Origin of the sequence: Cyanobium sp. BA20m-p-22, assembly GCF_024346275.1 — a bacterium.
Lineage (GTDB): Bacteria > Cyanobacteriota > Cyanobacteriia > PCC-6307 > Cyanobiaceae > Cyanobium_A.
In genome coordinates this window covers 1-7,137 of record NZ_JAGQCQ010000194.1, presented here as the reverse complement: position 1 = coordinate 7,137, position 7,137 = coordinate 1, and the positions used below count along the sequence as shown (strand labels likewise).

The window sequence follows — 7,137 nt, the reverse complement described above, 5'->3', positions numbered from 1 at the left end:
TGCAAGCGGTCAGGGAACAATGCTTGACCGAGGCGATCCATACGCGCCATGGTCGCCAACACGCACATGGTCTGGGGCAATTGGAGCAGGTGTTGGCGCAGGCATTGCTGGTGGACTCATGGCAGCATTTAACTTGAATAGAATGAAATCCGATATAATTAAGACCACCGATGCCAACTGTCCTGAATTTGGGCTTTACATAGGACGTAATCGCCCTAAAAATTCAATCCCAGCAACTACAGGTGTCAACTCTGTTCCCGACAATACTGCTAACCTCAAGCCAAAAGACTTATGGTGCATTCCATGGGCCGAGAAGTGCACCGATCCCGACTCCGCTAAAGCTATAAATCAAAAAGAATCATGCCACAAGACTATAGCAAAATACGAATGCAACTATCAGAAATACCTTGCAGCCAATCCAAATATTGCAAATTGGGCAAAGCAAAATCCAGCTATGGCCAAGAAGGAGGCGGTTAGGCTAGGCGCGGTTGACGCCGAGTCGATAGAGGTTCCTACTGCAAAGCAAGCGACTGGCAAGGCAAAAGGTTCGGCCACTAAAAAAGAGATAGAAGATAAATGCCTGAAGGCCGCAGACTATAAGGGCTGCATGGAATACAACAGCCAGAAATAGCCGAATTCTAATCCAGAATAAATATCCAAAAATCACCTCAACAAATCTATCTCCACAGGAGATTGCGAGCTTGTAGCAAGCTGACCTGTGAAGGAATTAGTCTTTTGGCATCATTGAGTCTTGCCTGCATAGCAGTTATGCCCTGGATATTCTGTCAAGGATTTAGTCTGGCCGAGTGATTGGGTAAGCCACGAGGAGCCCGCCTCTGTTGGGTGCCCACGGGCCGCCGTCCCAGAGAGTTCACAGCCCCACTACAAACTAAGGAGTGAAGTGCCAGCAGTGGCATTCGATGTCTAAGCCTGATGGTTGAATCTCCCTATTTAAACAACCACCCCATACCGCGTAAATTATTGCAAACCATGACGCTTAAGGTGGATATATCAAATTGCACATAAAATCTGTTGGTCTGATCTAGATTAATGATTAAGTCAATATCAAGCGCAGCATTAACCCTGATACTCGCCATTCCTTTTCAAGGGATCATGAGCGCCAGGGCGGCCCCTTGCGACTCTGGTAAGTATGACCCGAGATATCCAGAGTGTCGCGAGAGTGTTGAAAAGCGAAGGGCTGAAGATAAGAAACCCAAGCCGCTAGAGCCACCTAAGTATCCCGTGAAGACCGGCTTTTTTCAAATGGCCGATCGAGACACTGGAACGCAAGTGCCGTTCTATTTTTCCTCGCAAGATGGCTCGATACTAACTCTCAACTATGAGAAGAATATTAGACCATCTATATCACTAAATACGGGAGAAATTGTTTCATGGAAGTCAGGGGTTGCAGGTCAAGGAAGCGATAGTTCTGCTGCAATATCGACTGTTGTTGCAGGCGCACTGTTCTTTTGGCCAATGATACTTGCCGCTCCTTTCATGGTCAAGAACTACACCATTACTGGCTTTGAGGTTCTCTATGTTGATGAATTTGGGAAGGATCAGCCCCTTACATTCGTGACAATAGAAAGCCCAGCTACGGCCCTTGCATTGCTGAAATTTGCTACGGGACTTAATTCTGGGGAAACACGTTCCTTGGATATCACAAAGAAACTATATGAGACTGGCCTCGAAAATTCACTGAAAATGCTGCAGAATCAAAAAGACAAGGTTCTTGTCAAGAATACTAAGAAGCCATGGTGCTCATACGTTGATACCAGTAAAAAGAGTGATGAGTTGACAGCTTATGAACAGTCTGTCGCTCACGTAAAAGCTTTATACACCAAGCTAGGAAAGGGTGAGTTTAATGACTCAAGCAGTAAGACGGCTGATGCTCAGTGGGAACAGTATCTTGCCTCGAATCCTGGAGTGGCTGCCTGGACAAAGGCATTTCCGCAACAGGCAAATGCATTGAAAAGTTGTTCATAAGCGACGCATCCCGCTTTCGATATCTGCAAAGTCATTTTCTCTCTGGTCGAATAGGTGTGAACATCCGCTCATCCATGAACTTGGTTGTGAATAGCTAAATCAGTTCCCCTACCTGAAGTCCCACGGCTTTACCTCCTTACCCCAGCGTCAACGATCCTGGCGGTATTGTTAAGCCTGGCCCTGTGCCTCTGGGTAAGCGCCCTAATCACACCCGCTTAGATATTGGCAGTAGGCATAGGCAGCGGTCATTCGGACCATTTCTAGGTTGACGCTTCGCCCACCCGCTTAAGCCTCAGCCACTGTTCGCCCGTAGCGGTCCACCGTCTGCGGTCTGATCTCTAGTGGCCCAGCACCGGGTTTAGTCATCTAGTGACGTGCCAAAACCTCTATACAAAGCTTGTGAATATTCGGATCCACCTGAGCCATCGCGGGTCCCGCTAGCAGGGCAGCAGCAGCGGTGACGGCTATTTGTCGTCGTATGGGCTGGCAGCGGCTGAGGGCAATCCTTAGGGTTGAGGGATGAAGAAATTGCCGGGTAGGGCGAGACCAAAGTGGTTGGCAGTCGCCGGCCAGGTGCTGGCAGCGGCTTTGTTCGTAGCAATGACAGTCAGCGTCCTGCCGGTGCTTTTGATGACAAGTCTCGTCACCGCCCTGATCTTGATTCCGGTGTTGCGTCAACTCAGGAAGGAGGCGGAACGGACTGGGTCTGTCGTGAATGTGCCGGCACGGGAGCAGATGGTCGACATCACACCCCTTCACGAGCGCCTCCGGCAAGAGTTTTTGGCATTTCGCCGTCGTGGTTGGCGCCGATAGGGGGAGGTGGGCGGTCGTTGCGCTCACTTGCGCGTAGCCCTAACGGCTTGCAGCTTGCGCTCCAGCACGATCCCCGCTGCCCGGTGTCAACTACGTAGGCGCCCGCCTACCTAATTGTCGCCGTGCACAGAAACCGCAGTAGCTCGCTCTCGGGCACGGCCGCTCAGTAAGAACAGCAACCTAGAACTGCCGGCAGGACAGGCTTCAGCGGCTCTTAACGCAGTACCCACCTGATGAATACCAGCCCAGGGGGCATCCTTTGCCGCTCTTCTGGATCGCTTCCCGCTCGTTACTGGGGCTGCTGAGGCAGTAGTTGCCAGAGGAATAAAAACCCAGCGGGCAGCCAGCGCCGCTTTTCTCGATGGCGCCGCGGGTGTTGCCCCCGGAGCTGGGCACGCAGTAGCCGCCAGAGCTGTAGTAACCAAGCGGGCAACCTCCAACCTTGGGCAGAGGGCGTACCGGCTGCTGGGCTAGGGCACTTCCTGCCGCCAAAGCTGCAATCGCGCAGGCAAGAAGCAGCTGATTGCGGCCCAACGTCTTTTGAGGCATAGATACAGATTGGCGCAGATCAGCCAGCTGCAACCAAGTCATGCAGGAACCGCATGAAAAGGCTGCCGGTGCAAACTCCGCCAATGGCTAGAAAGTTTCTGCTGGGTGTGGTGGCATTGGCGGCCTTGGCTTGGCCAAGCGAGGTAGTCGCTCAGGGCGTCAAGGCCACCGTGCTCTCCATCGGCGACGGCGACACCATCCGCGTGCGTCAGGCGGGCAAGGCCCTCACCGTGCGACTGGCCTGCATCGATGCCCCCGAGACGGCCCAAAGCCCATACGGCCAGCAGGCCCGCAACTACCTGCAGCAGAGGCTCCCTGTCGGGCGCGAGGTCAGGCTCGAGGTCAAGACCACCGATCGCTACGGCCGTTCGGTTGCCGAGGTGATCTCTGACATCAACATCAATTTGGCGCTGGTGGAAGACGGCCAAGCCTTTGCCTACCGCCAGTACCTCAGTGGGTGTAACGCCAAGGAGTATCTGGACGCTGAATACCGTGCCAGCCGGCGGCGCTACGGGGTCTGGCAGGTGGAGGGCGGCATCACCCGGCCCTGGGACTTCCGGCGAGGTCGTCGCTCTGCCGTCATTCCTGATGGCACCACCCCGGGCGGCCGCCGTTACCGCTGCAGCGAGATCAGCTCCTATGAGCGCGCCCAAGAGCTGCTGCGCCAGGGGCATAGCTACCTGGACGGAAATGATGATGGAGAGGCCTGCGAAATGTTGCGGCGCTGAACAGCCAACAACAAGCAGCTGAGGCAAGCTGATATGTGGCTGCAGATCAAAGGAATGCCACGCCTGCGTTACCGGCAGAACCCATTACCGCTTGGCCCAGATGCTCCAGCTGCTGAGCTCTATGGGCCAGAGCAAGCCAACCCGCCTGGTTTGCAAGTAATGGAGCAAGGCAAGCTCGCCGTGGTGCCGCTCGGCCCCTTGTTTGCAGAAACGCCACCAGCAGAAGGCTGATCATTAGTCAAATCAAGGACTTTTCTTTCGCTTGATCCCACTGGACAACCTGTGGGGAATTGGTACTTTCAAGGAAATTCCATTGAATTCATGCTTACCGGCCCCGAATTGCTCGCCAAGGTCAAGGAACTAGGCGATGTCTCCAAGTCCGAGCTCGTGCGCGAATGCGGCTATGTGAGCACCAAAAAAGATGGCAGTGAGCGCCTCAACTTCACGGCGTTCTATGAGGCCCTGCTGGGCGCTAAGGGTGTAAACCTCGGCACCGATAGCACCGGCCGGAGCACTGGCAAAGGTGGCCGCAAGCTGAGCTACACCACAAAGATCCAGTTCAACGGCAATCTGCTGGTGGGCAAGGCCTACACCGCCATGCTCGACCTCAAGCCCGGCGATGAGTTCGAGATCAAGCTGGGCAAAAAGCAGATCAAGCTGCTTCCTTTGGGCAGTACAGAAGAGGAGTGAGCAGCTGCTAGGCGCCTGCTAGTGAGCATTTGTTGCGCGCAGGCAGCTGCCGGCCGTGATCTCTTGCACAGTGAAAGCAGGCGCCAGTGAGTTAGGTGCCGGCATGAGCGCCTGCATTTACTTGCCCGGCCGCTCCAGAGAATCCCCCGCTCACCCCGGGGGGTTTCTGTTGTCACCAATCAGGGGAGTGCTCCTGGAGGCTTGATTCTCAGCGCGGCAGCGGACAGAGCAACGGTCCCGGCACGCGGCAGGTGCGCCAGTCGCCGTTGCTGCTGCTTACCTCCACCCCAATCCAGCTGGTGGGATGGTCAGGCTCACTAAGGAGTCCAATTGGGGTTGCCCCGGTTTCGTGGTCAGGTCGTTAGGAGTCACGCCATGACCCTCAGACTGTCCATCGATGACCAACCTGACCAAATCAAGACGCCAGTTCACGGCGCAGCAAAAGCAAGAGGCTGTTGAGCTTTGCTTGAGCGAAAACCTCAGCTGCAGTGCTGTGGCCCAGCGACTTGGCATCCCCATCAGCAGCCTTTCCAAGTGGGTCAGACAGGCCCGCATTGATCGGGGTGACTTTGGCCCTCCCGAGCAGGGTCAGCTCACCAGCGAGGAAAGGGCTGAATTGGCCCGGCTCCGCAAGGAAAATCGCGAGCTCAGGAGGGAAAAGGATTTTTTCAAGCTGGCGGCAGCGCACTTTGCAAAAGAGCAGCTGCCGCCGAGAGGTTTCGCCTGATCGAGTCCCTCTCGGGCCGCTTCTCCACGGCCTGGCTCTGCCGGCAGCTGGGCGTGGCCCGCAGCGGTTTCTATGCCTGGCGGCAACGGCAGCACAACCCGGGCCCACGGGCCCAGGAGAACGAGGCCATCACGGCCCAGGTGCAGGCTGTTTTTGATCGGCACCGCGGTTTCTACGGAGCACCGCGCGTTTATCAGGAGCTCAAGGCTGCTGGCCTCAAGGTGGGCCGCCACCGCATTGCCAGGCTCATGCGTTGTTCAGCGCTCAAGGCCAAGACCAGACGCGGGTTCAGGCCTTGCCGGAACCCAGGCAACCGGGCCAGTGGTGTGGCCGAGAACCTGCTGCAGCAGGACTTTTCTCCCCTTGCACCCAACCGCTGTTGGGCTGGTGACATCACCTACATCCGCACCACAGCCGGATGGCGGTATTTGGCGATCTGGATCGACCTTTACAGCCGCCGCGTGGTCGGCTGGGCTATGGGCGCCACGATGGAGGCCATTTTGGTGCTCGAGGCCCTGAACCGGGCTTTTGGGCACCGTCAGATCGAACCCGAGCAACTCCTGATCCACACGGACCAGGGGAGCCAATACCGAGCGACGGCCTACCGGCAGTTGCTGGAAGCCCACAAGATCAGCTGCAGCATGTCGGCCAAGGGCTGTTGCTGGGATAACGCGGTGGTGGAGAGCTTCTTCTCCACCATCAAACACGAACTGGACCTTGATGACGATGCAGAGAGCCTGAAAAGCCCTCAACAGCTAATCAGGCATTTGGCCTTCTGGATCGACGGTTACTACAACCGCGAGCGCCGTCACTCAACGATTGGCTACCTCAGCCCAATCGACTACGAACAGCAGTTCATCGCTACCCGTACACTCACCACCGTGAAGCCCTGATACCTGTCCACCGAATTGGGGTAACTCCAAATCCATTCGATGGCATCAGCGATGGCTTCATCAAGGGAGTCGTACTGACCGTCGAGCTGACCGTGGGGCTGGCAGCTGCCGTCAATGAGGCGGTAGCTGCGCTCGCTGGGTTGGTAGGCCTTGCGATATCGAGCTGTGGCTCCGGTTGCCTGCATATTTATTGTTCTACAAGCATCACCATGGCCAGCAGCAGGGTGACCTTGCTGTATCGAGCGGAACCTTTTGATGTGTCGTTATAGCTGCTATTCAATCTCGGCTCAGATTTGCGCCGCCCAACTGGGTCTGGAGCCTGGCGATGCGTTCGAGATCAAGCTGGGCTGCATGCAGATCAAGCTGCTTGCCCTGGCTGCCGTAGAAGAAGAGAGCTGACGAGCAGTTGCTCTTGGTCGACTAGGCCGGCAACTGGCTGAGTTAGTCATCAGATTCGCCACCAGGGCCAGCGCAAGGACCGCTGCCACCTCTGCGGAGCAGGGCTTTCTGCCTGAGGCAACGGCACCCCCTGGCCGCCCCACCACTGCACCAACTGACGTAGTGGTTGCTGGCTGGCCTCTCCCTTGCGCAGCAGTAACCACAACGCTTCCACCAGCGGGTTGAGCGGCCGCAGCGGCACCAGGCCTGCACCACGCCAGGGGGTAACCGTCAGCAGGGTGAGATCGGCGGGCAGCAGCAGCGGCGCAGCTACCAGCTGCTCCAACCAGCGGCCCGGATCAGCGGAGCTGCA

9 protein-coding genes are annotated in these 7,137 nt (G+C 56.3%); 7 read left to right on the top strand and 2 right to left on the bottom strand.

The features are described 5' to 3' along the window. Window positions 1-631: hypothetical protein (locus KBZ15_RS15140; RefSeq protein ID WP_255016031.1), on the top strand; the 631-nt coding region annotated here is incomplete at its 5' end. A 419-nt stretch (window positions 632-1,050) separates the two neighbouring features. Next, window positions 1,051-1,986, top strand: coding sequence for a hypothetical protein (locus tag KBZ15_RS15135; RefSeq protein ID WP_255016029.1), 936 nt, complete (start codon window positions 1,051-1,053; stop codon window positions 1,984-1,986). Between the two features lie 1,017 nt (window positions 1,987-3,003). Here KBZ15_RS15135 and KBZ15_RS15130 read toward each other — a convergent pair. Continuing rightward, complete coding sequence (locus KBZ15_RS15130; protein WP_255016028.1) at window positions 3,004-3,195, bottom strand: hypothetical protein; 192 nt, start codon at window positions 3,193-3,195, stop codon at window positions 3,004-3,006. A gap of 206 nt (window positions 3,196-3,401) precedes the next feature. Here KBZ15_RS15130 and KBZ15_RS15125 point away from each other — a divergent pair, with 206 nt between their 5' ends. From KBZ15_RS15125 to KBZ15_RS15105, 5 genes are all read left to right on the top strand, one after another. After that, window positions 3,402-4,076, top strand: coding sequence for a thermonuclease family protein (locus KBZ15_RS15125; RefSeq protein WP_255016027.1), 675 nt, complete (start codon window positions 3,402-3,404; stop codon window positions 4,074-4,076). Between the two features lie 33 nt (window positions 4,077-4,109). After that, window positions 4,110-4,307 carry a hypothetical protein gene (locus tag KBZ15_RS15120; protein WP_255016026.1) on the top strand — a complete coding sequence of 66 codons (198 nt, stop codon included), beginning with the start codon at window positions 4,110-4,112 and terminating at the stop codon, window positions 4,305-4,307. A 90-nt stretch (window positions 4,308-4,397) separates the two neighbouring features. Next, window positions 4,398-4,766 carry an AbrB family transcriptional regulator gene (locus tag KBZ15_RS15115; RefSeq protein WP_255016025.1) on the top strand — a complete coding sequence of 123 codons (369 nt, stop codon included), beginning with the start codon at window positions 4,398-4,400 and terminating at the stop codon, window positions 4,764-4,766. A 397-nt stretch (window positions 4,767-5,163) separates the two neighbouring features. After that, window positions 5,164-5,493, top strand: a complete 330-nt coding sequence (locus tag KBZ15_RS15110) for a transposase (RefSeq protein ID WP_255016024.1) — start codon at window positions 5,164-5,166, stop codon at window positions 5,491-5,493. Further along, window positions 5,382-6,386, top strand: coding sequence for an IS3 family transposase (locus KBZ15_RS15105; RefSeq protein ID WP_315859906.1), 1,005 nt, complete (start codon window positions 5,382-5,384; stop codon window positions 6,384-6,386). The genes KBZ15_RS15110 and KBZ15_RS15105 overlap by 112 nt, the downstream gene beginning before the upstream one ends. 448 nt (window positions 6,387-6,834) lie before the next feature. Here the strand turns inward: KBZ15_RS15105 and KBZ15_RS15100 are convergent. Continuing rightward, on the bottom strand, window positions 6,835-7,137 hold a 303-nt coding region (locus tag KBZ15_RS15100; protein ID WP_255016023.1), incomplete at its 5' end, for a hypothetical protein.

Bases quoted from the DNA above. Each gene is read 5' to 3' on its own strand.
- KBZ15_RS15135 (WP_255016029.1), top strand. From the start codon at position 1,051: ATGATTAAGTCAATATCAAGCGCAGCATTAACCCTGATACTCGCCATT.
- KBZ15_RS15110 (WP_255016024.1), top strand. From the start codon at position 5,164: ATGACCAACCTGACCAAATCAAGACGCCAGTTCACGGCGCAGCAAAAG.
- KBZ15_RS15125 (WP_255016027.1), top strand. From the start codon at position 3,402: ATGAAAAGGCTGCCGGTGCAAACTCCGCCAATGGCTAGAAAGTTTCTG.
- KBZ15_RS15115 (WP_255016025.1), top strand. From the start codon at position 4,398: ATGCTTACCGGCCCCGAATTGCTCGCCAAGGTCAAGGAACTAGGCGAT.
- KBZ15_RS15120 (WP_255016026.1), top strand. From the start codon at position 4,110: ATGTGGCTGCAGATCAAAGGAATGCCACGCCTGCGTTACCGGCAGAAC.